25 protein-coding genes are annotated in these 25,867 nt (G+C 63.1%); 18 read left to right on the forward strand and 7 right to left on the reverse strand.

Annotated elements, in window-relative coordinates:
* Nucleotides 1-505: 505 nt before the first annotated feature.
* A complete protein-coding gene (locus tag FJ979_RS27960) occupies nucleotides 506-787 on the reverse strand; it encodes an HU family DNA-binding protein (protein ID WP_140562159.1) in 282 nt (93 codons plus the stop codon).
* A 168-nt stretch (nucleotides 788-955) separates the two neighbouring features.
* Nucleotides 956-1,483: a MucR family transcriptional regulator gene (locus tag FJ979_RS27965; protein WP_140562157.1), complete on the reverse strand. Its 528-nt coding sequence runs from the start codon at nucleotides 1,481-1,483 to the stop codon at nucleotides 956-958.
* 399 nt (nucleotides 1,484-1,882) lie between these two features.
* On the opposite strand from FJ979_RS27965, the gene FJ979_RS27970 reads away from it, so the two are divergent.
* Both FJ979_RS27970 and FJ979_RS27975 read left to right on the forward strand, forming a co-directional pair.
* Nucleotides 1,883-2,116, forward strand: a complete 234-nt coding sequence (locus FJ979_RS27970; protein ID WP_246678487.1) for a DUF982 domain-containing protein — start codon at nucleotides 1,883-1,885, stop codon at nucleotides 2,114-2,116.
* Between the two features lie 69 nt (nucleotides 2,117-2,185).
* Nucleotides 2,186-2,779 carry an SOS response-associated peptidase gene (locus tag FJ979_RS27975; RefSeq protein WP_140562155.1) on the forward strand — a complete coding sequence of 198 codons (594 nt, stop codon included), beginning with the start codon at nucleotides 2,186-2,188 and terminating at the stop codon, nucleotides 2,777-2,779.
* A 1-nt stretch (nucleotide 2,780) separates the two neighbouring features.
* On the opposite strand, the gene FJ979_RS27980 is transcribed toward FJ979_RS27975, so the two are convergent.
* Together FJ979_RS27980 and FJ979_RS27985 are read right to left on the reverse strand one after the other, a co-directional pair.
* Nucleotides 2,781-3,161 carry a hypothetical protein gene (locus tag FJ979_RS27980; RefSeq protein WP_140562153.1) on the reverse strand — a complete coding sequence of 127 codons (381 nt, stop codon included), beginning with the start codon at nucleotides 3,159-3,161 and terminating at the stop codon, nucleotides 2,781-2,783.
* A complete protein-coding gene (locus tag FJ979_RS27985; protein ID WP_140562151.1) occupies nucleotides 3,161-3,916 on the reverse strand; it encodes a hypothetical protein in 756 nt (251 codons plus the stop codon). The genes FJ979_RS27980 and FJ979_RS27985 overlap by 1 nt, the downstream gene beginning before the upstream one ends.
* Before the next feature lie 156 nt (nucleotides 3,917-4,072).
* Here FJ979_RS27985 and FJ979_RS27990 point away from each other — a divergent pair, with 156 nt between their 5' ends.
* The 8 genes from FJ979_RS27990 (at nucleotide 4,073) to FJ979_RS28025 (ending at nucleotide 17,840) form a co-directional block, all read left to right on the forward strand.
* On the forward strand, nucleotides 4,073-4,534 hold the full coding sequence (locus FJ979_RS27990; RefSeq protein WP_140562149.1) for a hypothetical protein: 462 nt from the start codon (nucleotides 4,073-4,075) through the stop codon (nucleotides 4,532-4,534).
* 429 nt (nucleotides 4,535-4,963) lie between these two features.
* Nucleotides 4,964-6,907: a DNA ligase D gene (gene ligD, locus FJ979_RS27995; protein ID WP_140562147.1), complete on the forward strand. Its 1,944-nt coding sequence runs from the start codon at nucleotides 4,964-4,966 to the stop codon at nucleotides 6,905-6,907.
* A 186-nt stretch (nucleotides 6,908-7,093) separates the two neighbouring features.
* Entirely contained in the window at nucleotides 7,094-8,065 is a 972-nt protein-coding gene (locus FJ979_RS28000) for a zincin-like metallopeptidase domain-containing protein (RefSeq protein WP_140562145.1), read from the forward strand.
* A 124-nt stretch (nucleotides 8,066-8,189) separates the two neighbouring features.
* Nucleotides 8,190-10,322 carry a ParB/RepB/Spo0J family partition protein gene (locus tag FJ979_RS28005; protein WP_140584370.1) on the forward strand — a complete coding sequence of 711 codons (2,133 nt, stop codon included), beginning with the start codon at nucleotides 8,190-8,192 and terminating at the stop codon, nucleotides 10,320-10,322.
* A 93-nt stretch (nucleotides 10,323-10,415) separates the two neighbouring features.
* Complete coding sequence (locus FJ979_RS28010) at nucleotides 10,416-10,892, forward strand: hypothetical protein (RefSeq protein ID WP_140562144.1); 477 nt, start codon at nucleotides 10,416-10,418, stop codon at nucleotides 10,890-10,892.
* Nucleotides 10,893-11,215: 323 nt separating this feature from the next.
* Nucleotides 11,216-15,544: a strawberry notch family protein gene (locus FJ979_RS28015; RefSeq protein ID WP_140562142.1), complete on the forward strand. Its 4,329-nt coding sequence runs from the start codon at nucleotides 11,216-11,218 to the stop codon at nucleotides 15,542-15,544.
* Nucleotides 15,541-16,578: a toprim domain-containing protein gene (locus tag FJ979_RS28020; protein WP_181172813.1), complete on the forward strand. Its 1,038-nt coding sequence runs from the start codon at nucleotides 15,541-15,543 to the stop codon at nucleotides 16,576-16,578. Before FJ979_RS28015 ends, FJ979_RS28020 begins: the two co-directional genes overlap by 4 nt.
* A gap of 341 nt (nucleotides 16,579-16,919) precedes the next feature.
* Nucleotides 16,920-17,840, forward strand: a complete 921-nt coding sequence (locus FJ979_RS28025) for a DUF2493 domain-containing protein (protein ID WP_140562141.1) — start codon at nucleotides 16,920-16,922, stop codon at nucleotides 17,838-17,840.
* A gap of 201 nt (nucleotides 17,841-18,041) precedes the next feature.
* On the opposite strand, the gene FJ979_RS28030 is transcribed toward FJ979_RS28025, so the two are convergent.
* From FJ979_RS28030 to FJ979_RS28040, 3 genes are all read right to left on the reverse strand, one after another.
* Nucleotides 18,042-18,905, reverse strand: coding sequence for an aldo/keto reductase (locus FJ979_RS28030; RefSeq protein ID WP_140562139.1), 864 nt, complete (start codon nucleotides 18,903-18,905; stop codon nucleotides 18,042-18,044).
* Nucleotides 18,906-18,959: 54 nt separating this feature from the next.
* Complete coding sequence (locus tag FJ979_RS28035; RefSeq protein ID WP_140562137.1) at nucleotides 18,960-19,556, reverse strand: flavodoxin; 597 nt, start codon at nucleotides 19,554-19,556, stop codon at nucleotides 18,960-18,962.
* A 71-nt stretch (nucleotides 19,557-19,627) separates the two neighbouring features.
* Entirely contained in the window at nucleotides 19,628-20,773 is a 1,146-nt protein-coding gene (locus FJ979_RS28040; RefSeq protein ID WP_140562136.1) for an aldo/keto reductase, read from the reverse strand.
* Nucleotides 20,774-20,988: 215 nt separating this feature from the next.
* On the opposite strand from FJ979_RS28040, the gene FJ979_RS28045 reads away from it, so the two are divergent.
* The 8 genes from FJ979_RS28045 (at nucleotide 20,989) to FJ979_RS28080 (ending at nucleotide 25,858) form a co-directional block, all read left to right on the forward strand.
* Nucleotides 20,989-21,927: a LysR family transcriptional regulator gene (locus FJ979_RS28045; protein ID WP_140562134.1), complete on the forward strand. Its 939-nt coding sequence runs from the start codon at nucleotides 20,989-20,991 to the stop codon at nucleotides 21,925-21,927.
* Between the two features lie 498 nt (nucleotides 21,928-22,425).
* The gene (locus tag FJ979_RS32700; RefSeq protein WP_008877981.1) at nucleotides 22,426-22,593 is read left to right on the forward strand and encodes a hypothetical protein; all 168 of its coding nucleotides are present in this window, start codon (nucleotides 22,426-22,428) and stop codon (nucleotides 22,591-22,593) included.
* Nucleotides 22,594-22,725: 132 nt separating this feature from the next.
* Nucleotides 22,726-23,166, forward strand: coding sequence for a hypothetical protein (locus FJ979_RS28050; protein ID WP_140562133.1), 441 nt, complete (start codon nucleotides 22,726-22,728; stop codon nucleotides 23,164-23,166).
* Nucleotides 23,167-23,770: 604 nt separating this feature from the next.
* Nucleotides 23,771-24,097: a DUF736 domain-containing protein gene (locus tag FJ979_RS28060; RefSeq protein WP_140562131.1), complete on the forward strand. Its 327-nt coding sequence runs from the start codon at nucleotides 23,771-23,773 to the stop codon at nucleotides 24,095-24,097.
* A gap of 177 nt (nucleotides 24,098-24,274) precedes the next feature.
* Nucleotides 24,275-24,535, forward strand: a complete 261-nt coding sequence (locus tag FJ979_RS28065) for a DUF2285 domain-containing protein (RefSeq protein WP_140562129.1) — start codon at nucleotides 24,275-24,277, stop codon at nucleotides 24,533-24,535.
* A gap of 134 nt (nucleotides 24,536-24,669) precedes the next feature.
* Complete coding sequence (locus tag FJ979_RS33205; RefSeq protein WP_140562127.1) at nucleotides 24,670-24,918, forward strand: DUF6499 domain-containing protein; 249 nt, start codon at nucleotides 24,670-24,672, stop codon at nucleotides 24,916-24,918.
* Entirely contained in the window at nucleotides 24,890-25,435 is a 546-nt protein-coding gene (locus FJ979_RS28075) for a DUF2285 domain-containing protein (protein WP_246678485.1), read from the forward strand. Before FJ979_RS33205 ends, FJ979_RS28075 begins: the two co-directional genes overlap by 29 nt.
* A 141-nt stretch (nucleotides 25,436-25,576) precedes the next feature.
* Nucleotides 25,577-25,858, forward strand: coding sequence for a helix-turn-helix domain-containing protein (locus tag FJ979_RS28080; protein WP_140562126.1), 282 nt, complete (start codon nucleotides 25,577-25,579; stop codon nucleotides 25,856-25,858).
* Nucleotides 25,859-25,867: the final 9 nt, after the last annotated feature.

Here is a 25,867-nt window from a genome sequence, read left to right on the forward strand (position 1 = left end):
GACGCTGTTCGCGCTTTACGCCTCGCTCACCGTCAATGCCGTGAAGCAGCCGTGGGCGCAGGCCACGCACCCACGAAATGGCGGGCAGGTTGGCAACGCGGTCGCTCTCGAGGTAGCGACGGAGTGAACGCCGGCCGTACGCGCTTGACCAAGACGTAATCCTCGACGGCGCGCCGGAAGCACCCAGCCAAGACGCTTGGACAGTTATCCACCTTGAAAAGGCGGCCCATGGCGCAAACCGCCAAGCAGCTTCTCGCCGGAACGAGATCGCTTCCCGCCATGACGCGGACCCAAGAACCTGCGGCGTCCGGCAAGGCAAGAAGACGCAAAGCGACAAAACTCAGCGCGAGATTTTTCGCCAGCGCCATTGGCGCGGGCCGCAGACCTCGATTCCCTGGCGTTGGGAAACGCAGCGGTAAGAAGTTATCGAGAAATCATCTTAGCCTGCCCCCAAAATCGGAGCATCTTCGCGACCAGCCAGGGTGCATCACCGTTCATGCGGCCATCAGCCGTTTACGGCATCCTTGAGTGCCTTTGCCGGCTGGAAGACGATCTTCTTCGAAGCCGCGATCTTGATTGTAGCGCCGGTTGACGGATTGCGCCCCTCACGTGCCGGTTTGTTCTGCACCTTGAACTTGCCGAACCCGTTAAGACTGATTTCCTCGCCCTTGGCCGCGCTCTCTGAAATGCCTTTCAGCACATCCTCGACCACAGCCTTCGCTTGCGTTTTCGACAGACCGTGCGCGTTTGCAAGGCGTTCGGCAATATCGATTGTATTGACAGCCATCGTTTCCATCCCTTTCGTTGTGTTGGTTTGGCGGCTGGCCTTATGCCACAGGAGATTCCGCACTGTCATCGGCCAAGAACGGAATCTGCTGCAAACCAAGGCCTGAACCGGGTATTTCCGCGGTCAATCAAGACACTCATGCGCCGCATGACGTCATGGTGCAGAACGCTACCGGTTGGCGGCTGCTTTGCTAGCCTTCTTCACTGATGATTTGGCTGCCGTTGGGATCGTTGCCGCCGCGACCCGAGCCGTCCGTTTTCGTTTCTCGGCCGCAACTGGCGCGGTCGCTGCCTTGCGCCCAAGCCCGATCGATTTCGCAAGAGCCGAGCGGGTGGCTGCGTAGTTCGGCGCCACCATCGGATAGTCAGAGGGCAGACTCCATTTCTGGCGGTACTCGTCGGGCGTCAGATTGTAATGGACCCCGATGTGCCTCTTAAGGGATTTGAATTTCTTCCCATCCTCCAGGCAGATAATGAAATCCGGCGTCACTGACTTCCTGACCGATACTGCCGGCTCCTGCTTGGCCGCAGGTTCCGTCAACGGGCTGCCGAGCCCTTGCAAAGCTGAATGAACATCGCCAATCAGCTTCGGCAACTCGCCGATCGGCAGTGGGTTGTTCGACACGTAGGCGGCGACAATTTCGGCGGCAATCGACACGATATCCGTTTGCCCGTCTTGTTCAGGAGAAATGGTCATACAGCTTTCCACTTATCTTGCCGGACGCATTAAAGATGCGTGATTTACCCGCCACCAACCAGGCAAATAATCCGTTTCCTTTCTACAATCCACAACTCTCGGCAATATTATAGACGTAAGCTCGCTTTCATACTTCCGATCGGCTGCCGATGGCTTGCCGTTGATCGGGCAGCGGCTTGCGGCGGGACGGCTATTTGATCTGCTGTTTCCCGACACCGGACGGCTCTCCTCTTCGCGGGCGAGATCGCCGTCGAGGTCGCCCAGTCTGAGCGCAAGTTCGTCAGTGTCGAGCTGCTCGGAACCACGGCCAACTACGTGCACTGCAGCTGCTTGATGATGGATTAACGCACGCGCTCTCACCGCCGTGGCGCTCGACGATCGTCGCGATGTCACCTGTGCATGTGGCGCTCGGCATTTCGAGCAACACCGTCTCCACCGTGGGACCGAGTAGCCCAGGCAGCGGACATCTTGCTAAACCGATGGCCAGCAACGACCGGCAAGAAGCATGTCGCTGCCCGCAAAGCCTGCCTTGGCGTTCTCGATGGGCTCAACGAGGCCAGCGACGCCTACAAGGCGTTCGTTGAGGCCGCGAAGGAGGTAGACATCCTCGTTGAATGGAATCCGTTCAGTTGAGCGCCGAGCCGCTTTTCATCCCGCCCTCTATGGCCTTACTGTAAACAGGTCGAGCAGGCCGGAGGACCCATGTGCAACGATTACGAACAACATGTACTCTGGGCTGAATATTGCCGGATGATGGCGTCGCTGGCGCTCAAAATCCCCAGCCACCAGACCGAACTCGATTTGCCGCAGGCGGACGACGTCCGCATCAACGATCCAGCGCCGATAATGCGGGCCGCTGATGACACGATCGAACTGGCATCGATGACGTTCGGGTTTCCGCCGAACGGACCAAAAGGCGGGCCTGTGTTCAACTTCCGTTCCGAGGGACGGCAATTCGGAAACAGCAGGCGCTGCCTCGTTCCTGCGTCCGCGTTCTTCGAGTTCACGGGAACGAAATATCCGAAGGCGAAACATCGCTTCACGCTCAACGGCTCTCCGTTCATGGCCATCGCGGGGCTTTGGCGTGAGGCTGTCGGCAACAAGCCGCCCACATTCACCATGCTGACGACCGATCCCGGGCCGGATGTCGCGCCATATCACAATCGTCAGGTCGTGGTACTTCAGCCGGAGAATTGGGCGGCCTGGATCAGTCTGACAAAGCCTGAGGCTGAGCTTTTGCGGCCGCTTCCGGCAGGCTCACTCTCGGTCGAAACAGTTCGCCCCGAAAGCTCGTGACTTAGCTGCGCAGAATCTCTGGTACGCTGAGCGGACCGAGATCGAGAACCCGCCGGTATTCGCCCGCGCGGCGCCAGACGCCTCGCACGTTTTCATTCTCCCGATCACGCCTCGGATCGAACATCAGTCCCTCGAAGTGATCCAGAAAGGCCTCTGCAGATGCGGCGTCGCTGAAGCAATGGAGCCGATAGGTTTCATATTTGCCATTCGGCCATATCGCCTGCACATGGCGCGTCTGGTGTTTAAACCCTCGTTCCTGGCAGAACTTTGCGATCGTGGTGAAGTTCCGGTCGGTGCAGAGGTCGTCCGGCAGCGCAACCTGGTGAGGCCAGTCGCGGTCGATGACCGAAGGTGTTGGGGAGCCCCGACTGCGTTTGACCACTATTCGAAATGCATCGACTGGCCGCGCATCATGGCCAGCGTCAGCGCGATTGCAGGATGTGCCGGTGGCCTTTCCATATACAGGTAGCCGTCGAAATTACGCCATGCCGCCATGCGCAACTCATCATCGTCATCACTGGCCGCCGGGTCGAAAACGTGGGCGTCACATGGATCCCGGTCAATCTCGATTGTCCAGTCCTTAAGCGCCTTGCGAGCCATCTCTTCAACCTGGGCAAGGTCGCTGGTGAAGAAGGGGATTCGGTCTCCCTCTTCCGATAGGGGCTCAACGCGATCCAGCGTTGGCCGCTCGGGAACCCAACCCAGAACGAAGGCAATATCGAAATCGATCTGGCGGTCTGGGCCGGTCGTGATCTCCAGCCGCTTGACGACGTCAGGATAGAGCTGCTTGCGCTCTGGCCAGGTGTCTGGAATAGCCTCGGCTTGCAGCTTCGTGCGGGGAACGTTGATCAGTTCCATGACCTGGTGGTGCGGGACTTTTTCCTCCGGCCAGCCCGCACAACAAGCCGCTGCCGCAGCCTTGTCTGCTTCCATCCAGACTGAAGCAGCCTGGTCCTCGTCCTCGGTAGGCTTGTCGTCTTCTGGGAAGCCTTTGATATCCCACCCTTCCAACGCAAACAGCCCTTCAGCTCCTTGCAAAGCTGTGATGCCGGCGCGTGCAAACACTGCTTCGGCTGCGGCGATGCCTCGTGCGAGCTCTTGGGGTGTTGCGTCCTCGATGTTCAAGCGAAGTTCCATCGTTCGCCTCCTATGACCTAATCCAGCCATGTGAACAAAGTGAGAACAAAGAGTCAAGCGTGCCCTTGACGGGAGAGGAATATGATCCTTATTTCAGCGTGATCTGGAGCAGCAAGGGACCATGGCTCGGCGTCAATCGCGCTGGCCGGCGAAGCTATGGCAAAGACGGCGGAAGACAATTTTCGGATCGAGGTCTGGGATCGCGAGGAGCAGGCTCTGTCGGAAACCATTTCGCGTTCCCCCGATTCAACGGTCAGCCAGGCAGCCTGGCAAGCTGCCATCCGGCGCCGGCCGGGCATGTTGCTGATCCACTACAACAGCCGGCATGTGATGGAGAAAATCCTGACACCAGGCGAGGTCAAGATCCCACCGCAGGCCATCATCGATGGCAGCGTTCACGCGGGCCTCGATGTGGCGCTCGGCGATCTTCGCGAATGGCATGTGTTGCGGGCCTGGTGCAGATCCTGTTCGCACCATGCAACGGTAAAGCCTGCCGGGCTGATCCAACGCTATGGAAAAGGCGCTCTGTTCAGTTCGGTCGAGCGAGCGCTTTTCTGCACGAGTTGTGACAGGGGCGGGCCTGTCCGGCTGGAAATTCACAAGCTGCCACGCAACTGAGCAGAGCCGAAGGGCGCGAGACTGGATCAATTCCTTCAGGCAAACTCGCCCTGTACCGACCAATCCGATCGCCGCCGATCAGCGGCGGGATTGTCGAGAACAGGAAATGCGCGCGAACGATACCGGTCATTTCTATATCCTGAATGCAAACCATGCGGACCGCCGCGGACGGGGACAGTCGGTCCCGCGTCCCGTCCTGCGGCCGGCGCTATGCTGACGCTCCTACGGCTGTCCCGTTCACCGCCCGCGGCGGAGGCGAATTTCCTCCGTCCTGCGCGCGACAATGTCCGCTGCTGCGGACGCGCGTAGGACTGCGGTTTATACGCCGTTCTTCCTTAGAGCGCCGACGGCTGCCGGCGCGTAGATGCTTGGGGATGGAACCGAACCCCCAGGCAGGGTATTGAATCGGACTATGGATCCGAGTTCCGCATGTCGCCTGGAGATGGCATCCTAAGCATCAGCAAAAGGCGCAGGCGGCGCAGAGAGTCAGAATCTGTCCCTGCATATCCGCTGCCGGGGTTTCGGTCGTTCCAGCTCTGCACATTGACAGACCAAATACCGGTGGGCGGGGATTGGCTTTTCGAGATGAAGTTCGACGGCTATCGTGCCCAAGTCGCCATCTCCGGCTCGAATGTCGTCGTCTATACGCGCAATGGCCACGACTGGACCCGACAGTTCAAGGTCATCCTGCCGCCGCTTCAGAGACTGACAAAGGGCGCGGCACTGATCGATGGTGAGATCGTCGCCATCGACAGCCAGGGCCGTACGAGTTTCTCCATGCTGAAAGCTGGCATTGCCACGGGTTTGCCGCTCAAGTTCTACGCTTTCGATCTGCTTGAATTCGATGGCGAAGATCTGTCGAACCAGCCGCTGCTGGAACGCAAGGCGCGACTTGAGTCCCTGCTGGGCGCGCGCCGCCCTGACGACAGCCTGCAATTCTCCAACCACATCGTCGACCATGGCAGAAGGGTGTTCGACGCCATGTGCGAGGCCGGCCACGAAGGCGTCATCGCCAAGCGCGCCGACAGCTCTTACGTCGGCGACCGCACCGGGAGTTGGCTCAAGATCAAGTGCACGAAGCGACAGGAATTCGTCGTCGGCGGCTATCGCCCAAGTGACACAGGACATGGCATGGCCTCACTAATCCTCGGCACTTACGACAATGGCAAGCTCATCTATCGCGGCCGCGTCGGCACGGGGTTCACCGCGGCGATGCGCAAGGAAATCCTCGCGAAGCTCGAGAAACGCGTTGTTGAGAAACCGGCTTTCGCCTCCGTTCCAAGAGACATTGCCCGCCGTGCCCGGTGGGTAAAGCCCGAACTTGTCGCCGAAGTCACCTATGCCGAAGTGACCCCGGACGGCAGCTTGCGACATCCAAGCTTTGAGGTAATGCGCGAAGACAAGCCAGCCGACCAGGTGGTGATGGAAATGCCGAAGACGCCGGCAACTCTTGGCTCCGCCAATCTCGGTCCGGGGATCGGCAAGGAGATCGCCGCTGCTGTCGGCGTCAAGCTGACGCATCCGGACAAGATCATGTATCCGGGGACCAAGGTGACCAAGGCCACGCTTGCGGCCTACTACGCCGCGGTCGCCGAGAAGATGCTGCCGCACATCCAAGATCGGCCACTGTCGCTGGTGCGCGACACCGACGGCGACCTTCAGCAGACCTTTTTTCAGAAGCATAAACTGCCAGGCATGCCCAAGGCCATTCATGACGGCCAGTTGGCGAAGATGTCCGGTAAGGAAAGCCGCATCCTCTGGGTCGGCGACCTGGCGGGGTTGATCGCAGGCGTCCAGATGAACGTGCTCGAATTCCACATCTGGGGAAGCCTGCGCCAGCAGCCGAGTCTGCCGCACCGCATGATCTTCGACATCGATCCGGACGAGGGCCTTGGCTTCACCGCCGTCAAGCAGGCAGCCCTCGACATTCGGGGCATTTTGGAAGCGCTCGGACTGCAGTCGTGGCCGTTGTTGTCCGGCGGCAAGGGCGTTCATGTGGTCGTGCCGCTCGTCCCGGAGGCAGACTGGGACGAGGTCAAGAGCTTCTGCCAAGACTTCGCCGAACTACTAGCCCGTACAGATCCGTCGCGTTTCGTCGCCAACATGAGCAAGGCGAAGCGCAAGGGCCGGATGTTTCTCGATTACCTGCGCAACGGCCAGGGCGCCACTGCAATCTGTCCCTGGTCGACTCGGGCACGCGCGGGGGCGTCGTGCGCGGTGCCTGTCAGCTGGGAGGATTTGCCCGCCTGCGAAAGCGCCAACGGTTTCGATGTTTTCGCTGCCGCCGCGCGGGCTCAGCTGCCCGAAGCCTGGGAGGGTTATTTCGATGTCGAACAGACGCTTACCGACCGCATCCGCCACGCAGTCCGGTAGCAATAACCATCCTGGATGGTCAGCGACATTTGCCTATTCGGCGCCGACCGCCTTTGCCCAAATTCGAGAGCGTCCTCTCTTCTGAGGAGGACCCGCAACGCCGTCTAGAGTGAGAGTACGGACCGGTTTGCCGTGACGGGTTGAGAGCTGGAGGAGGGCCTTCGGCGCCCGTCGCGGAGAACCGCAATGCCCAGACATTACGCTCGCGTCGGCGCCGACCGGGCAAGCCTCTATGACGATATCACCAACAAGATCATCGCCGAGCTGGAGGCTGGGCGCTTTCCCTGGGTGCAGCCCTGGGGCACGACGGCGACGAAAGCTTCTCTGGCCATGCCGGCCAACGCCGCGACCGGCCGCGCCTATTCCGGGATCAATGTGCTGATCCTGTGGGGTGCGGTCGTCGAGCATGGGTTTCCCGTCCAAAGCTGGCTGACTTTCCGCCAGGCGCTATCGCTAGGCGGTCATGTCCGCAAGGGCGAACACGGCACCACCGTCGTCTATGCTGACCGCTTCGTCCCTGAAGACCAGAAGAGCCGTGCGCGGGAAACCGGCGAAGCAGCCCAAGCCATACCGTTCCTGAAGCGCTTTAGCGTGTTCAACGTAGCACAATGTGAAAATCTGCCCGACGATCTGGCCGTGGCTCCGCCTGCACCAGAGCCTGGACTGATCGAGCCGGCCGTCGACGCACTGATCAAGGCGACCGGGATCGATTTCCGCATCGGTGGCGATCGCGCCTATTACGCTCCGGCGCATGACTATGTTCGGGTGCCGCCGCCGCAGGCCTATTTCGAGACCATCGACTGGCACCGCACCGCCCTGCACGAGCTTGGGCATGCGACCGGCCATGCCTCCCGCGTCGGCCGTGACCTCGGCGGCGCCTTCGGCACCAAGAAGTATGCTTTCGAGGAACTGGTCGCCGAGTTGAACGCAGCCTTCTGCTGCGCCTCGCTTGGCATCGTGCCGACCGTCCGCCACGCCGACTACCTGGCCTCCTGGCTTGAGGTTCTGCGCGAAGACAACCGCGCCATCGTGCGTGCCGCCTCCCAGGCCAGCAGGGCGGCCGACTGGCTGCTCTCCTTCCTGCCGCAACCTGACGGGGCATCCAGGACGGACCCAGGCGAGGTCGATGAGACCGATATCGACAGGAGGGCGGCGTGATCCTCCTTACGTGCCTCAGATATTCCGTGTGCGGCGCGGTCCGTAGAGTGAGAGGGCTGCGCCGGTCTTTGTGACGGGTTGGAGGTCGAGAGAGTCTCGGCCGCCCGTCGCGGAGATAATCAAGATGGCTACCGTCAAGCAGAAGATCACCCTCAACGCTTCGCGCGACATCCCGTTCAACAAGCTGATGCTGAGCCAGTCCAACGTCCGGCGCACCAAGCGCGGGGAAACGATCGAGGACCTCGCCGCCTCGATTGGACGGCGCGGCCTGCTCCAGAGTCTCAACGTCCGGCCAGTGTTGGATGGTGAGGGCAACGAGACCGGCATGTTTGAGGTGCCGGCTGGTGGCCGCCGCTATCGCGCCCTTGAGCTGCTGATCAAGCGGAAGCGCATGGTCAAAACCGAGCCTGTGCCTTGCGTCGTCACCAACGCCGATAGCGAGGTGCCGATCGAGGAAGATTCGCTGGCCGAGAACTTCCAGCGTGAGGACCTCGATCCTCTCGACATGTTCCGTGCCTTCCAGACCCTGCACGATCAGGGCGCGAGCCACGAGGAGATTGCGGCACGCTTCTTCGTGTCCGCGACCTTTGTCCAGCAACGCCTGCGGCTCGCGAAGGTCTCGCCCAAGCTGCACGATGTCTACGCGCAGGACGGGATGAAGCTCGATCAGCTCATGGCCTTCACCGTGGCCGACGATCACGCCCGTCAGGAACAGGTCTGGGAGGCGCTCGAACATTCGTGGTCGAAGGAGCCGCATCAAATCCGGCGCATGCTGACCGAAACCACGGTCCGGGCAAGCGATCGCCGGGCGCTGTTCGTCGGTGTCGAGGCCTATGTCGCAGCCGGCGGGATAGTGCTGCGTGACCTGTTCGAGGCCGACAATGGCGGCTGGCTGCAGGACCCTGTGCTGCTCGACCGCCTGGTTCGCGACAAGCTGAAATCGATCGCAGATGAGATCGCCGCCGAAGGCTGGAAGTGGATCGTGGTCGATGTCGATCTGCCCTATGGCCACAATCACGGCCTGGGGGCGCTCGCTGGCACGCCCGCCGATCTGACCGAACCGGAGCGGGCACAACGTGAAGCGTTGCGCAAGGAATACGATCGGCTGGAAGCCGAGTATCGCGAAGCCGACGAACTCCCCGACGAGGTCGATCAGCGCCTCGACGAGATCGAGTCCGCGCTCGAGGCCTTCGAGAGCAGGCCGATGAACTACGATGCGGCCGAGATCGCTCGCGCCGGGGTGTTCATCAGCATCGATCGTGATGGCGATCTCGTCATCGATCGGGGCCATGTGCGCCCCGAGGATGAAGCGACACAGGCGGTCGGCGGCGACTCCGCCCAGCCCTGCGGTGCGACCGGGAGTGAGGATGGCAGCGACGAACTTTCGGTTCGCAGCGCGACCATCACCACCGGCGCGCAGGCGTCCGAGCCCGAGGAGGATGAGGGCGACACCATCAAGCCGCTGCCCGAGCGCCTGGTGATCGAACTCACCGCTCATCGCACCTTGGCGTTGCGCAATGCCGTGGCCGAGAACCAGCATGTGGCCATCACAGCGCTCTTGCATCGGCTCGTCCTCGACACATTCGGTCAGCGTTCCGCGACCGGCTGCGTCGAGGCGTTTGTCCGGCATATCCACCTGCCGGCGCAGGACGCCGACCTCAAAGACAGCCCGGCGGCCAAGGCGGTCGATGAGCGCCATGCGGCATGGAAGGGCGACATCCCGCTCGGTGACGACCAGACTCTGTGGGTCTGGCTCGAAAGTCTCGATGAAGCCAGCCGACAGGCGCTGCTGGCACACTGCGTCAGCTATGGCATCAACGCCCTGTTCGAACGGCCCAACCCCTATGGCAGCGGCGTCTCCCAGCACGGGCTGGATCAACGGCTGCGCGAGGCCGATCGGCTGTCTCTTGCCACCGGGCTCGACATGGTGGCTGCGGGTTGGCGCCCAACGGTCGCAAACTATCTCGGCCGGGTCACCAAGTCCCGGATCCTCGAAGCCGTGCGTGAGGGCGCTGGCGAGCAGGCGGCCCAGCTCATCGATCATCTCAAGAAGGGTGACATGGCCAAGGAGGCCGAACGCCTCCTGGCCGATAGTGGCTGGCTGCCTGAACCACTCCGTCTGACCGCTCAGGACGCACCGGCCATGCAGCCGGACGAGGGCGAGGAGGGTAACTTGCCCGAATTCCTCGCCGGCGATGATGAAGACGACTCGGTGGCAGCCGATGAGGTCACGGCTCACGCGGTCGCAGCCGAATAGAACCTATCGACAGCGCGGCTCCGGTCGCGACGTTCCCCTTCACCTCACGGCCCGGCTCCCAGCCGGGCCATTTTCGTTTCAGGAGATATGTCCATGTCAGCCCACATCGTCTACGACAACGCCCCGCTCGGTTCGCTCATCCGCTATTCGGACGGTGCGCCGAAGCCGCCAGCGCGCTTCACCCGAAAACTCGCGGACTGGGAGCGCCGCAACGGTCTCGGCAGGCTGGTCCGCAAGTCACCCCCGCGCGACCGTCCGACCTACAGCGCTCCGGCCTCAATCACGCTCAACGAAGGGAATTTTTCCTCCGGCGGCATCATCCTCGTGACCATTATGCGCACCTACTCGCTCGACAGCCCGCTCAGCTTCGAGATCGTCGAGCGGCCCACGATCGGCATGGTCCGGGTCCTGCAGCAGATCGGCGACCACGACGAGTTGCTGCACCTCGCCGAGAGCCGCGATGCGGCCGAACTCTGGAGGGCCAAGACCGGATACCGCAATGCGCGTCTTGAAGACATCACCGCCGACGAGGTCGGCGCCGATGTCGTCGAAGGGCGGGCGGCGGCCTGACCCGCGCGGCGTCACACCGCACACCCATAGCGTCGATCCTTCCACCCTCGCGGCCCGGATTCGGAGGAGCGCCGGACACCTTTTCAGGATCAGCACGACGACCGCAATCGTTTCCTGCGGAAGCCGGAGCCCGACGGCGGAATATGATCGAGGTCGGTTGATACCGGCAAGCGCTCCACCTCTTGGCGGGGCGCTTGTTTTCATTTTTGGCTTCGGCCGACGCCCTGAGAGGGAGAGGTAGGCCGGGATGGGTTTGAATGCGCGCGGTCCAGAGAGAGCGCCGCGCGGCTCGATCCTGTCCCCGCTCTCCCGAGGTTCACACCATGTACATGATCTCGCCCGCTGCGACGGTTCCCGCTGCCGCGCCGATCTCGCCCGCCCAGTCCTGTGCAGCCGGTGCTATCTTCGCCGCCGCCGGCCTGCTGCTTCCCCGTCTCGAACGTGGCGAGCGCATCGACGCGCCAAAGCTGCGCTCGGCGATGGAAGCCGCATTCGGCGCCTCCGACACCGCCGGCGCCTGGGACTGGAGGCAGGCCTACGATGCCTGCGAGGCCGCCACGGTCCTGTTCCTTCGCAAGTATGGAAAGGCGCTGTTTCGCAAAGCCGCGTCGCCAGCGCTCCGGCTTTCCGCATTGTCGAAGATGGCCCGGCTCATGCCGACGCATACCCGCCGATCCGAAGAGGCGCAGACCTTCCAGCAGTTCTCGACGCCGATTCCGCTCGGCCTGGTCGCGGCAACGGCCGCCGCCATCACCCCGGCCGACCGTGTGCTGGAGCCTTCTGCCGGCACTGGGCTGCTCGCCATCCTGGCCGAGATAGCCGGCGCCTCGCTCGTCCTCAACGAGCTTGCCGAGACGCGCGCGGCACTTCTCTCCTTCCTCTTTCCAGCCGTCTCCGCCAGCCGCTTCGACGCCGCCCAGATCGACGACCATCTCGATCCCGGCGCCGTTCCGAGCGTGGTGCTGATGAACCCGCCCTTTTCGGTCATGGCTAACGTCGAGGGCCGCATCGCCGACGCGGCCTGGCGGCATATCGCCTCGGCGCTGGCGCGCCTTGCGCCCGGCGGACGGCTGGTGACGATCACCGGTGCCAACTTCGCGCCCGATCATCCGGCATGGACCGCCGCCTTCACTCGCCTGCAGGAACGTGGGCGCGTCGTCTTCTCCGCCGCCATCGACGGCTCGGCCTACGCCAAGCATGGCACGACCTTCCCGACACGCCTGACCGTCATCGACAAGCTGCCGGCAAAGGATCCCACCGTGTTCGCGGATGCTCCCGGCATTGCCTCGGACACGGCGACGCTCCTCGCGTGGATTGAGGAGCGCCTTCCCGCACGGCCAACGGTAGTGATGGCCGCCGTTTCCAGCGCGGCATCGGCGGTCGCCAGACCCCGCACCGTGCACGGCTATCTCACACGCTCGGCGAGAACCATGCCACCCATGTCGATCGCCGAACCGGAAGCCATCGACCTCGCCTATGAGGCCGTCAACTGGCAGGCGGCCGAGGACGGCCAGATCAGCGACGCCATCTATGAAGCCTACGGGCTTCAGGCGATCCGCATTCCCGGCTCGCGGGCTCACCCCACCCAGCTCGTTCAATCGGCAGCCATGGCCTCGGTGGCGCCGCCCAAGCCGAGCTATCGGCCGCGCCTGCCGCGGAACGTGTTCGACCTGCTGTCGGATGCGCAACTCGAGACCGTCATCTATGCCGGCGAGGCCCACACCGACTATCTGGCCGGCGCCTGGACCCTCGACGACACTTTCGACGTGGTGAGCGCCGCAGCCGACGACGCAGCAGGTGCCGTTCGCTTCAGGCAAGGCTTCATGATTGGCGACGGCACCGGTGTAGGCAAGGGCCGCGAGTCTGCCGCAGTAATCCTCGACAATTGGATGCATGGCCGTCGCAGGGCGGTCTGGATCTCGAAGTCCGACAAGCTCATCGAGGATGCGCAGCGCGACTGGTCCGCGCTAGGCATGGAGCGCTTGCTGGTCACCCCGCTCTCCCGCTTCCCGCAGGGCAGGCCGATCGTGCTGCCGGAAGGCGTCCTGTTCACCACCTATGCCACGCTACGTTCCGAAGACCGCGGCGAGAAGGTTTCGCGGGTCAAACAAATCGTCGAATGGTTGGGTCCGGATTTCGATGGGGTCATCATTTTCGACGAGGCGCACGCCATGCAAAACGCCGGCGGCGGCAAGGGCGAACGCGGCGACGCCGCTCCCTCCCAGCAAGGCCGTGCCGGCCTGAGGCTCCAGCACGCCCTGCCGAATGCCCGAATCGTCTATGTGTCGGCGACTGGCGCCACCACCGTGCACAATCTCGCCTATGCCCAGCGGCTCGGCCTCTGGGGCGGCGAGCATTTTCCATTCTCGACGCGCGCCGAGTTCGTCGAGGCGATCGAGGCCGGCGGCGTGGCGGCGATGGAGGTGCTGGCACGCGACCTCAGGGCACTCGGCCTCTATACGGCCCGCTCGCTTTCCTTCAACGGCGTCGAATACGAGCTGATCGAGCATGAGCTGACGCCGGAACAGATCCGCATCTATGATGCCTATGCCGACGCCTTCGGCATCATTCATAACAATCTCGATGCGGCCATGCAGGCCGCCAACATCACCGGCAGCACCGGCACGCTCAATGCCCAGGCCAAGTCGGCCGCGCGCAGCGCCTTTGAAAGCTCCAAGCAGCGCTTCTTCGGTCATTTGTTGACCAGCATGAAGACGCCGACCCTGATCCGCTCCATCACCCGCGATCTAGAGGAGAGCCATGCGGCGGTTGTCCAAATCGTCTCGACGGGCGAGGCACTGATGGAACGGCGGCTGGCCGAGCTGCCGACCGAGGAATGGAACGACGTCCGAGTCGACATCACGCCGCGCGAATACGTCCTCGACTATCTCGCCCATTCCTTTCCGGTGCAGCTCTATGAGCCCTTCACCGACTCCGAAGGCAATCTGTCGTCGCGTCCGGTCTACCGCGAAGGCCAGCCCGTCGAGAGCCGCGAGGCGGTCGCCCGGCGCGACGAGCTGATCGCCAAACTCGCCAGCTTGACGCCTGTCCCCGGCGCGCTCGACCAGATCGTCCAGCATTTCGGGGTGGACATCGTGGCCGAGGTCACCGGCCGCTCGCGCCGCATTGTCCGCAAGGGCGAGCGCCTTGTCGTTGAAAACCGCGCCGCGTCAGCCAACCTCGCCGAGACGCAGGCCTTCATGGATGACCAGAAACGCGTTCTGGTTTTTTCGGACGCGGGCGGGACGGGGAGGAGCTACCACGCCGAACTCTCCGCACGGAACACGCGGCTGCGTGTGCATTATCTGCTCGAAGCCGGCTGGAAGGCCGACACCGCCATTCAGGGCCTGGGCCGCACGCATCGCACCAATCAGGCGCAGCCGCCGCTCTTCCGGCCGATCTCGACCAATGTGAAGGCGGAAAAGCGCTTCCTCTCGACGATCGCGCGGAGGCTCGATACGCTAGGCGCGATCACGCGCGGCCAGCGGCAGACCGGCGGCCAGGGCCTGTTCCGGCCAGAGGACAATCTGGAAAGCCACTATGCCCGCGATGCGCTACGGCAACTCTATCTGCTGATCGTACGTGGCAAGGTCGAGGGCTGTTCGCTCGAGCGTTTCGAGGCAGCGACCGGTCTCAAGCTGATGGATGCCAATGGCATCAAGGACGAGTTGCCGCCGATCACCACCTTCCTCAATCGCCTGCTCGCACTGACCATTGCGCTGCAGGGCGTCCTGTTCGGTGCCTTCGAGCAACTGCTGGCGGCGCGCATCGAGGGCGCGATCGCATCAGGCACCTACGACGCCGGGCTGGAGACGCTGCAGGCCGAAAACTTCGTCGTCACCGATCGGCAGGTGATCTACACCCATCCTCGCACCGGCGCCGAAAGCCGCCTGCTCACGATCACCGAACGCAAGCGCAATCGGCCCGTCACGCTCAATGCGGCGCTCGATCATCTCCGCGATCGGCGTGCCGCACTGCTCATCAACGAGCAATCAGGCCGCGCCGCCGTGCAGATCCCGACCCCCAGCGTGATGCTCGACGATGGCGAGGTCGAGCGACGTGTCCGCCTGATCCGGCCGATGGAAGGCCAGAACATGCCGCTCAAGGCCATGGGCGAAACACGCTGGGTCGAGGCCGACCGCGAGGCTTTCACAACTGTCTGGACGGCCGAACTCGCCGGAGTGCCGGAGTTTTCGGACTCGGTCCTGCACATGGTCACCGGCCTGCTGCTGCCGATTTGGAAGCGCCTGCCCAACGAGTCGACCCGCGTTTATCGACTTCAGACCGACGAGGGCGAGCGCCTCATCGGCCGCCGCGTCTCGCCGGCATGGGCCGCCGAGGCCTCTGCGACGAACATGGTTGCGCTGTCGCCGGAGCAGGCGTTTGCGGCGCTGATGGGCGGCCGGACCATCCTCGATCTTGCCGAGGATCTCCAGCTTCGCCGCAGCCGTGTCATGGGCGCATGGCGCATCGAACTGTCGGGCTTCACCGACGCGATGCGCGAGCGCCTCACCGCATACGGTCTCTTCCACGAGATCATTTCGTGGAAGCTCAGGATGTTCGTGCCGATCGACGCCAACGGGCTCGCCGTGCTGGAGCGCGTGCTCGAGCGCTTCCCAATCGAGCGGGTCAGTGAGCGGGAGGCTGCATGATTGCGCGTCACGCTGCATCCGAACTCGCACACCGCCTCGGCGAACATGCCGAGGCGGTGTGCCGCCACTACCTCTACAATGGCCGTCGCCAGGGCAGATATTGGACCGTCGGCGACGTTCGCAACGCGCCGGGCCGCTCGATGTTCGTGCGTCTGCAGCCATCCCCGAAGGGGCCGCCAGGCAAATGGACAGACGCCGCCACCGGCGAGCATGGCGATTTGCTCGACGTCATCCGTGAATCCCTCGGCCTAGCCGATTTCAAGGAGGTGGCCGAGCAGGCACGCGCGTTTCTCGCCATGCCGGATGTTGAGTCCGTGCTACGGCCTACGACGAAGCCAGCGGCTCGCACCGGTTCTCGAGAAGCAGCCCGACGACTTGTCGCCATGTCGAAGCCCATCATCGGCACCGTCGTGGAAACGTATTTGCGCGGACGCGGCATTACGACTTTGCACGGCACCGGATCGCTGCGGTTCCATCCGCGCTGCTACTACCGGCCCGACGATCTTGGACTGACCGAGACCTGGCCGGCGATGATCGCCGCTGTCACCGACCTCGATGGACATCTCACCGGCGCGCACCGCACCTGGCTCGCACCGGACGGCACCGGCAAGGCACCCGTCGACACACCGCGTCGGGCAATGGGTGACCTTCTCGGTCACGCCGTTCGCTTCGGCGTGCCTGGCACCGTCATGGCGGCAGGCGAAGGCATAGAGACGACGCTCTCGCTAAGGTCGACGTTGCCCGACATGCCGATGGCTGCGGCACTCTCGGCAGCCCATCTCGCCGCCATCCTGTTGCCTCCGAACCTGCGGCGGCTCTATGTCATCCGCGACAACGATCCGGCCGGTGAAGGTGCCCGTGACAGCCTGATCGAGCGCGCGACGGACCTTGGAATCGAGGCAATCGCGCTGTCGCCGGCGATGCAGGACTTCAACGACGACCTCCGCCATGTCGGACTTGGCGCGTTCCGGACCTCGATTGCGGACCAGCTCATGCGCAAAGATCGCATCTGCTATCTGACACGGCCGGCATGAGCCGGGAGGTGAAGCGTGCGTTGTGGGGTGTGGCCGCATCGCATGGATCGAAGCCCACCGGCAGAGAACCGCGGCCCGGCCTTCAAGAGGGCGATCGGGCCCACATCCGTGCCGGTCAGGCAATGGCGGCGGCCGACTATTTTCCGGCGGCACGCGACTGCTCGCGAATGGCAGCGATTGGTCGCGACGCCTTTCCATCGCGAGGCAAAATAGCCGGCCGCCGCCATCCTCCGCCTGCGCTCCGGCCCTCCGCTTCGCTGCGGGTGTCGGGACCGTCCCGCCCGTGGGCTCTCGTCGCCATGAAGGCCGCGAGGGTCGCGGTCACCCGACGGGAGCATCCGATGAGCGAGCACGACGACATAGAACCGCACCACGCCGCTTCTCCGACCGATCACATCCTGACCGAACTCCAGCTCTATGGCTGGCGCCCATTTGCCGACGAGCCCGATCCGCGACCGCTCCCCGGCGGCGACCACGTGGCCGGAGCGGTGGCCGACATCTTTGACGCCCTCGTCGCCACCTTGGCCGATACGCGCCTCGAACCCGACCTCGATGACCTCCTCTGGTCCGTCACCAATGTCTTCCACCGAGCTGTACAACGGATCGAGCGGCAACTGGACGACAACGAGCAGTCCCAGCGCCGCCTGCAGCGCGAACAGGACGGCACCGAGATCAAGGCAGTTGAACTCGAGACACTCACTGCCCAGGGCCAGACCATGATCGAACGGCGCGACGCCTTCGAGCTCATGCGTGACCAGGCCGCCGACCACTACGATCAGTACACCGGCTCGGCCTGGCGACCGCGCACGGGGTCGATGGTCAACCGCCACCATCTCACCGCCGCAATGATCGATAGCCGCGACTTCCTCGCAGCAAGGCGGCGCGCGGAAACCGAAATCATGTTACCCGCCGGCCCCAAGATCGCCTTCTCCGGCGGCGATACCGCCGATCACCAGTTGATCTGGGCAAAGCTCGACCAGATCCGCGCCAAGCACCCCGACATGGTGCTGATGCACGGCGGATCGCCGAAAGGCGCCGAAAAGATCGCCGCCCGCTGGGCCGATCATCGCAAGGTGCCGCAGGTCGCCTTCAAGCCCGACTGGAGCAAGCATGCCAAGGCCGCTCCCTTCAGGCGCAACGACCAGATGTTGGCGGTCATGCCGATCGGCGTCATCATCTTTCCGGGCACCGGCATTCAGGAGAACCTCGCCGACAAGGCCCGCAAACTCGGCATTCCGGTATATCGGCTCGGCAGCTCGTAGCGCCCGCCTTCCTCAACGCACCGAAATCCCAGGGTGGCCAGCGTTATTCCGCAATGTCATCGAAGTGGCCGAACGTCACAATGCGAACGGCGGCTTTGCGCCTCATAGTGGACGGTCGTGTACACTTCGCTGCCACACAAAAGCGGATGCTCAGCCGGATCTGATGGCTGGAGTCGTCTGAAGCCGCCTAGGCGAGGCGATTTAAGCTTGGAGTTTCCGGGTTCCCAGCCGCTTGACCATAGCAGGGTCGCGATGATCGAAGAAGCTGCTGGCCTTCTGGTCGAGCGTAGCGATCTCGGTGAGATCGTCGTCGTCCAGCTCGAAATCAAAGATCGCGAAGTTTTCGGCCATACGTTCCTTCCGCACCGATTTCGGAATGGCGACGATCCCCCGCTGATTGAGCCAGCGCAGCACGACCTGGGCAATGCTCTTGCCGTGCTTCTGGCCGATCGATCGGAGCACATCGTTCGAGAACAGGCCGTTCTTGCCCTCGGCGAACGGCCCCCATGCTTCGGGCTGAACCTTGTATTCGTCGAGGATCTTCTGCGCATCGTCCTGTTGGTGGAAAGGATGGATCTCGATCTGGTTCACCGCGGGGGTGATCTCGTTGTGGAGCACGAAGTCCACGAGGCGATCGGGATAGAAGTTGCTGACGCCGATGGCGCGGATGCGGCCGGCGCGGTGCAGTTCCTCCATTGCTCGCCACGCCCCGTACACATCGCCATAGGGCTGGTGGATCAGCCAGAGATCGAGATAATCGAGCTGCAGTTTGTCCATCGAGCGGTCGAAGGCGGCCTTCGCGCCTTCATAGCTCGCGTCCTCGATCCAGAGCTTGGTCGTGACGAACAGCTCGCTTCGGTCGATCCCGTGGTTCTTGATTGCGGCGCCAACCGCCTCCTCGTTGCCGTAGGAGGTCGCAGTGTCGAGTAGCCGATATCCAACATCGATCGCGTCGCGGACGCTGCGTTCGCACTCGGCTGGGTCCGGCACCTGGAAGACGCCGAACCCGAGGCTCGGCATCCGTACGCCATTGTTCAGTGTCACTGCGGGGATGTTGGTCGTCATTCTCATATCCTTTCGATAGATGAGGCTGTGACGGAGAGCTGCTACGCACTTCCGTTATTTGTCGACGCTCACTTTGGTGAGCCACTTCCGAACACTTTCCGTCGTGCGCCGTTCCTGGAGCCCTTCCATCACGAAGCCTTCGGCAAAACGCGCTTGTGGCGCGGCGCGGGTAATGACCTCGAGACTGTCTCCCAACCCGAAGCCGCCGTGCAGGTTGAACGGCACGACCGCCAAGCCGGTAAAGTCGTGAGCTGCAAGGAAGGAGCGGATGACTGAGGGGGCAGAGCCGCCCCACACCGGGAAACCGAGAAAGACCGCATCATAGGGGGCGAGGTCGCGAACGATAGCTTTCAGCGGTGGCAGATAATCCCGCTCGCGTTCTTTCCTCGCTTGCTCCACGGTCTCGAAGTAGTCTGCCGGATAAGGCCTCGCCGGTTCGATCTCGAACAGATCGGCGCCGAGATCGCGGCTGAGGAGACCGGCAATGGTGCGCGTATTACCACTGCGGGAGAAGTAGGCGACCAGCGTTTTACTCCCAGCTTCAGATGCGGCTGTGGCCGGCGAGGTCAAGGCGCCGGCCCCCGCCGCAAGCGGCAGGAGCAGCGATGACATGAGGATCTTTCTTCGGGCTGGATTGTCGATATCGGTCATGAGCGTGAATCCAGGCTTGTCGCCAGCGTGCGCTGCGACGCGTTCCGGTCTCCTTGCGACTGATGGTGCACTCAGCTTTTCGCGGGCGCCTCAACGCCAGAGTAGGCCAGGACAGCATCCGGCAGGCGCGCACCCTGAACTTGTATTGCTCGCACCGCCGCGTTGAGTTCCGCGATTTCCTCCGAGGTGAACCGCACCCCGCCCGCGCCAATATTATCTAGCAAGTGGGTAATTTGAGTGGTGCCGGGAATAGGCACGATCCAAGGTTTCTGGGCCATGAGCCAGGCCAGCGCGATTTGCGCGGGTGAACTCTGCTTGCGTTCCGCCCAGCTTTTCAGGAGATCGACGAGCGCGAGATTGTGCGACAGGTTCTCCGGCGCGAAACGGCCTTCGATGCCGCGAATATCGCCCTCGGCGAACCGCGTCCGGCTGTCGATGGCGCCGGTCAGAAATCCGACCCCCAACGGGCTCCACGGCACGAAGCCGATGCCGAGTTCTTCGCAAAGCTGCAGAACATCCTGCTCGGGGCCGCGCCACAGCATGGAATACTCGCTCTGCACCGCGGCCAGCGGTACGGCCCCGTGGGCGCGCCGGAGCGTTTTGAGACCCATTTCGGACAGACCCCAGTGCCGGATCTTGCCTTGGTCCATTAGGTCCTTGACGGCGCCGGCGACATCCTCGATCGGCACCTGTGGGTCGACGCGGTGCTGGTACAGCAGGTCAATGTGGTCCGTCCGAAGGCGCTTAAGGGAGCCCTCGACGGCGAGCTTGATATGCTCGGGCTGGCTGTTCAGTCCTGGCCGGCGCTCGCCGGTCTCCAGATCGATGTTCCACCCGAATTTCGAGGTGACTACGACTTTGTCACGAAAAGGCGTAATGGCGTCGCCAAGGATCCGCTCGCATTCATGCGGGCCATAGGCTTCGGCCGTGTCGAAGAACGTAACGCCCCGGTCGAATGCCGTGCGGATCAGGTCGATCATCTCAGGACGATGGGGAATGGTCGTTTCATAGGTCCGATGCATATTCTGTACACCCAGGCCGATGCTGGAGACCTCGAGCGTGCCAAGCTTGCGCCGATCGGTCAGCGCCACGGTGCTGGCGTGAGTAGAGGCTTGTTGTCCTGTCGCCTGGGTAATTGTGGCTGCGAGCAGCGGCGCCGCCGCGGCGACACCCAGGAAGCTGCGGCGGCCCATTTTCGGTGCGTTATCAGAGGTCATGTTGGCGGATCCTTTTGATCGGTCGGTTCAACGGTTGACGAAGCGCTGGTGGGACGCCGGGTAGCGGCCGCCCTGGACGGTATTGCCGGCGAGCGACGTTTCAATTCGGGTGAGATCATCTGTGCTCGCTCATGTGCTCAACATAGGGCATGCCCCACCTTGCGATAACCTGCTACAATCGGGATTAGCCTTTAAGCAGAGCTAAGCAATCCATCATGCAGAACTTCAATGACCTGGCCGCCTTCGCCGCAGTCGCCTGCGAGCGGAGCTTCACGCGAGCCGCAGCCAAACTGGGCGTGTCGCCCTCCGCTTTGAGCCAGACCATCCGCAATCTTGAGGAGCGGCTCGGCCTCAGGCTTCTGACCCGTACGACGCGCAGCGTCGCGCCCACTGGTGCAGGGGAGCGGTTGTTGCGTACGGTGGCGCCACGCTTCGAGGAGATCGAGACCGAACTAGCAACCCTGAATGACTTACGCTCTACGCCCGCGGGCACGGTACGAATTACCGCCGGCGAGCATCCCGCGATTTCCGTGCTCCAGCCAGCGCTGAAGCGGTTCTTGCCCGATTACCCGGACATTCAAGTCGAGATCATCGTCGATTATGGCCTGACCGACATTGTGGCTGAAGGATACGACGCCGGCGTGCGCATGGGGGAACAGGTGGCCAAAGACATGATTGCGGTCCGCATCGGACCGGATCTGCGCATGGCCGTCGTCGCTTCGCCAAGCTATTTTGAGCGCTTCCCAATTCCGGAAACCCCGCAGGATCTGACTGGGCACAGATGCATCAACATGCGTCTGCCGACTTATGGCGGGCTCTTTCCCTGGGGCCTAGAGAAAGATGGCCGGGAGGTGAAGGTCCGCCCCCAAGGGCAACTGGTGTTCAACAACCTCGGTATGCGCCTAAGCTCCGCCCTGGACGGGCTAGGTGTCGCCTACATGCCGGAAGATCAGGTGTTGCCACACATTCAGGCAGGGCGCCTGGTGCAGGTCCTGGGTGACTGGTGCCCATATTTTCCAGGCTATCACCTCTACTATCCGGGCCGGCGTCATACGTCGCCGGCCCTGTCGCTGCTCGTGGACGTCCTGCGCTATCGGGGCAATGATAGGCCCCGCTCGGGCCGCGATAGAGCCAGCTCCATACGTCCTAGGTGACGGATCTCCTAACGGAGTGCTCAACTACTTGGCAGCTCGCTGCCCTGCAAAAGCAAAACGCCCCTCGCCAATGGAACTATTGTGGGCGTGCGTTGCTTAAAGTCCGAGCTTGAACGGCAGCAATCTGCCGAACGCTGCCCGATAGCGGACTGACGGCTTTCGGTCCCAAAATCAGCTATTCGACTGGCGGCGGACGACCACTCTTCGAGCCGAGGTGCGGCGTTCACCCGGAAGGAATGGGGCAGGCGGGTTCGGCAGATCGCCTGTCGCCGGCCATTGTCCATCCCTCAGTTTCCTGGAACGAAGCACCATCCCTGCTGTACGACGCTGATCCTTGGTTCAGCCGATGGCCTGACGCCATCAACCCGCAAGGGGTCGGACTACGCGTAGCGTGCCGCCGCTCCGGCTTCGCCTTCGCGGTGATCGCGGCCATCGGCCGAACACATCGGGCGCCTGTCAGCGGGGGAGGGTCCTCCGCTTCAAACAGGAGCCGGATCAATGTCCTTCGCCGACGCACATGCCTTCGCCTTCAGCCTCGCCGCCACTCTCATGGTCACCATCGTCATCTTTCGTGCCGGCGACGGCACTCTCTCGGTCGTGCCGGCGAACGAGTATGACGGCGACGACACCGCCATCATCGGCGAAATCGACCCGTTCGCCCCATGACGGGGCGGACATCGCGCCTGGCGAAAGAATACCGGCGGGTTTCACCCGCGCTTTTCCTTTGCTATGCTGTGCACTGCGCCAGGTGGTGGTGGAAGGCGCAATCGCCAGAGTCATTCTCTCGGAGACACCACCATGATCATCCTCGGCATTCTCCTTTGCGTCGCGGCCATCGGCATCTTGTGCTGGTTGCTCTTCACGCTTGCTATCGTCGCCCTCCCGTTGTTCGTCGGCGTCAACGCAGTTGCATGGGCATTCAACAGCGCTGCCGGCTGGCTTGGCGCGCTCCTTGTCGGCATCCTCGCAGCCGGGTTGACGCTCGCCATTGGCCAAATCCTCCTCGGCCTCATCAGGCCGATTTGGGCGAAGCTGGCGATAGTGATGGTCTTCGTCGCTCCCGCGATGGTTGCCGGCTACCATGCCACTCATGGCATTGCGAAGCACATAATGCCTTCGGAAACTTGGCAGGTCGTCTTTTCCGTCATTGGCGCGATCGCCGTCGGCGTCACGGCATATCTGCGTGTTGCGGGCATGGTCGCCGCCGACCAATCCGGCAGGGACATGGTTCAAGCTTAAACCCGCGCCAGCGAGGCGGGTGGACCAGACCGACGAGGGCTAGCCTCCTCGTCATCGGTGGTTGGAGCAATCGGGCTGCATGCCAAGGATCGAGCAACGGCCACGCCGGCGCGGCCTTGTTTGGACTTGGACTTTCTGTCGACGCCGGAAGGCAGGCGACCATTCGGGCAGGATGGCAGCGCGACCGGTCGCCCGGTCGTTGGAGGTGCGCGGATCAGATGCCTGGATTTAGGCGATGCCAGTGAAGCTCGCAGCGATCTGCTGGCGGCGCGTTGGACGCCGAACGTCTCCGAAGCCAATCCGTCCCAAGAGCGCTCCAAACGGCCTCTTCAATGGGCTGATCTGGCCGAAGGACGGCTGAAGCCTCGACCGCCTGAGCCGCAACGGCGCGTCCCGACTTTCTTCCCCTGCCGGCTCCCACCCCATGCAGCAAGCGCATGGGGACCCCGCGCGCCGTCATTCCTCGCGAGACAACAAAGTCGTTCCTGCGCCGTCCTCCGCGTTGCTCCGGTCGCAAGCGATGCGTCGTCGGTCGCCTCCGGCCAAGTGATCGCCATCGAGGCCGCATGGTGCGGGCTCGGGAACAGAAAACGGAGACTTTACAATGGCTACCATCGGCACCTTCAAGAAGACCACCGCGAACGAGTTCACCGGCGAAATCGTCACCCTCAGCGTCCTGGCCAAGAACGTGCGCATCGTCCCAGACACCCGCGCCACTGGCGAGAACGCTCCCAGCCACCGGGTGCTGGTCGGTCGCGCCGAGATCGGCGCCGCCTGGTCGAAGACCTCCAACGAAGGCCGCGACTACCTGGGTCTCAAGCTCGACGATCCGAGCTTCAACGCCCCGATCTACGCCAACCTCTTCGACGACGAGGAAGGTGAGGGTTTCTCGCTCATCTGGTCCCGCCCGAACGCGCGGCGGGGTGACTAAGGACCCGCGCAGGCCCCGGCCGGAAGGCCGGGGCCTTCTTCCGCGGACGTCCGGTTCGGTTCACTCAAGCCGAGAGCGATGCTGAAACCGCATCGCCTGATGCCGATCAACCGTCCTCCGTCGGCGCTGTTGTTTCTATAAAATGCAGGCTTTAACTCTGTGAAGACGAGGCAAGCGATGATCGAGCCGTTTGACGAAACCGCGCCGACCAGTGACGAACTCACCGAATACGATCGCGAACACGTCAAGCTCTATGCGCGGCTGCTTGACGCCGCCGACGACGGCGCGGACTGGCGCGAGGTGGTCGAAATTCTCTTCGGCATTGACCTGACGAAGGAGCCACAACGCGCACGGCGGATCCATGACAGCCATCTGGCGCGAGCGCGCTGGATGGCGCGTGCTGGCTACCGCCATCTCTTGCGTCAACCCGGCAGCTAGCACCGCCGCTCCTGTCGTTCCCGGGTGATGCCGAAACGGCATCACCCGATGCCCGGCAAGGGTCTTCCGCCAATCGCTACAACCCGGAATCGTTTTGAGGCGGGGTCTGCGCGTTTCTTGCGAGGAGCTCTTGGATGAGGCCGGATACATCGCATTGGCGAGACAATGCCAGCTATGATTATTTCGATACATTGCCCATCGAAGGGCTCGCCTGGGAGTGTCTGCGGCGTCACGAACCCTATCAACGGCACTACCAAGCGCTCCTGACCACCAGATCCGAAAAAGCACCCTTCCACCCTGAGACACAGCGGCTGTGGGGGTTACGATTTCCCGGCCAGGCCGGATTTGTCCGCCTTGGCGCAGGATGTTCTGTGGTCGCCTGACGTCGATCCAGCTGTGGTTTCTCTCGTGCCGGCGCCGGAATTTCTGTCGTCCTTGCGATCGGTGCCTTTGACCGGTCTGGGGGCGGTCCACGACAGCCCGGAAGGACGTCACATCGTCCACAGTGCGGGCGTCGCGACCCAACTTCTCCTTCTGCCCGGCAGTGATCCGCACGGCCACCTGGCGGCGCTGATCCCCTTGGATGCAGAAACGTTGGGACGGATCGAAGCACTCACCCGTTTCTGGCGTTCCTTGCAGGGGCGCCCAACGGCTTCGGACACGCGTATGACCCCACAGCAGCGCCGCCGGTTTCGTCTGATGATCCAGGCCGCTGACGGCCGTGCGAACGGCGCGAGCTACCGCGACATTGCGGTTGCGTTCTACGGATACAGGCGCATCGCCGCCGATCCTTGGAAGACCTCGGCGTTGCGCGACGCGGTGATCGGCCTGGTCGAAGGCGCCACCGCCATGATCGGCGGCGGCTATTTGCAGATCCTGCGTCATCGCCGTCGACCGTAGCGGTTCTGGCTCCGGACGAGGGGGTGGGATTTTAGCCTCCCTCAACTTCCCCATCCCTTGCGAAGCCCATTCTCCGCCACCGTGGTCGCCGTCCACCGCTGAACGCCAGCGGCTACCCAAAACCCCACGGAGGTCCGACCCATGCGACCCGATATCGCCGTCTTGCCGCCGCGCTTCCTGCGCACCAAGGAAGCCGCGGATTTCCTCAGCCTGTCCGCCCGCACGCTCGAAAAGCACCGTACCTATGGCACTGGTCCTTCCTACCGCAAGCTTGGCGGCCGTGTCGTCTATGCCGTCGACGATCTTCAGGCTTGGGCCGAACGCGGCGCTGTCACCTCTACATCCGATCCGCGTGGATCGGTCCTGCCGGCCAAGCGTCACACAGCGACGCCGCCGGCGCATGGCGGACGATACGCACGCTGACCGCGCGCG

Origin of the sequence: Mesorhizobium sp. B1-1-6, assembly GCF_006443035.1 — a bacterium.
In the GTDB taxonomy this organism is placed as follows: Bacteria; Pseudomonadota; Alphaproteobacteria; order Rhizobiales; family Rhizobiaceae; genus Mesorhizobium.